This window comes from Mycobacterium sp. IDUB_21 (assembly GCF_055419425.1).
Genome location: NZ_JBVAXQ010000030.1, coordinates 1 through 1,451, shown reverse-complemented (window position 1 = coordinate 1,451; position 1,451 = coordinate 1). Strand labels below are relative to the sequence as shown.

1 protein-coding gene is annotated in these 1,451 nt (G+C 64.4%); it reads right to left on the bottom strand.

Features of this window, described 5'->3' with window-relative positions:
* Positions 1–60: 60 nt before the first annotated feature.
* On the bottom strand, positions 61–1,353 hold the full coding sequence (locus ACZYY4_RS22980) for an integrase core domain-containing protein (RefSeq protein WP_463812326.1): 1,293 nt from the start codon (positions 1,351–1,353) through the stop codon (positions 61–63).
* Positions 1,354–1,451: the final 98 nt, after the last annotated feature.

Here is a 1,451-nt window from a genome sequence, read left to right as displayed (position 1 = left end):
TGTGATGTCTCAAGACATCGGTGACAGTTCTGCATCAGGACATGGGTGACAGTTGGTGTATCAGGACTTCGGTGACGGTTGTGGGTTCGCGGGGCGGGTTCCTGGGCGCTGGCCGTTGCCGACGTAGCGGATGCCGGATGCGGGTCGGGTGTGCTCGGCGAGGATCTCGCCGTGCAGGTCGGTGATGATGATGGCGTCGCCGGTCTTGTCGCCGGTGCTGACTACGAGGACCTGCTGGAAAACGAGGTCCACGTCGACTTTGTAGTGCACGTAGTCCAGGCTGATGGTGCCCGATGTATTCACAGTTCTGACGCACGTGCCGGCGGGTAGATCAGTGGGCGACTGTGGTCGGGGGTGTTGGTATCGGCTCGGGACGCGCTGATAGATGGGCCGGTCAGGTTTGGGGCGGGGTGGATCAGCTTTGGGGGTGGCGTCCCATGCGGCCAGTGGCGTGATGCGCCCGGGCAGGCCCTGGTGGGAACGCTCGGTGTTGTAGATGTGGTCGAACTCATCGACCTGGGCTTGCAGATCCTCGAGTGTCTCAGCCAGTGGCTGTTTGTCCAGATAGCGGAACAGGGTCTGGTGGAAGCGTTCGTTCTTGCCCTGGGTGGTCGGCTTGTAGGGCTTACCGGTGATCGCCTCCACGCCGAGGGCACCAACGTGGGCGACGAGTTGGCCGAGATGCCCGCGCCGCGACGGGTTCAGCGCAACCCCGTTGTCGGACAGGAGTCGTTGGGGTACACCGTGAGCGGCCACTGCCTTGTCGAAGACGATGATCGCCCCCGCCGCGGTCTCACCCCACGCCACGTGTGAGGCCACGGCGTAGCGGGAGTGGTCGTCGATGAGCTGGAAGATCGCACACGTACGTCCGCCGCTGAGCACGTACTCGGTGGCGTCGAGTTGCCAGCACGCGTTCGGCGCCGGATAGACGAACCGTCGCCATGCCGAGCGGGGCTTCTTCTTCGGTTCTAGTCGAGCCACCCCGGCCTCACGGAAGATACGTGCCAGCGACGCCGTGGACGGGACCTGGTCCAAGCCCATCGCGTGCATCTTGTCGTGCACACTGATCGGCCCGTGGTCCAGGCCGGAGGCCTCTAGGGCGGCGCGCACTGCCACCGCCTGCTCCTTGACCGCGTCGCTCAACGTCGACGGGCTCGATCTCGGGCGTCGGGTCCTGGGTTCGAGCACTGCGGCCGCCCCGTCGGTCTTGGCGCGGTTGCGCAACGCGTAAAACGACTTTCGGGAAATGCCGTGCTCAGCGCAGAATGTCGAGACCGCCCCGCGGGGTGCCTCATCGGGCCATTGGGAGATCGCGAGCCGGACACGAGGATCGATGGGTTCATTGACAGCCACCGCTTGAGCCTCGGGGCAGAAGTGTCACCACCAAGACCACCGGAACTGTCACCGATGTCCTGATGCAGAACTGTCACCGATGTCCTGGGAGATGACAC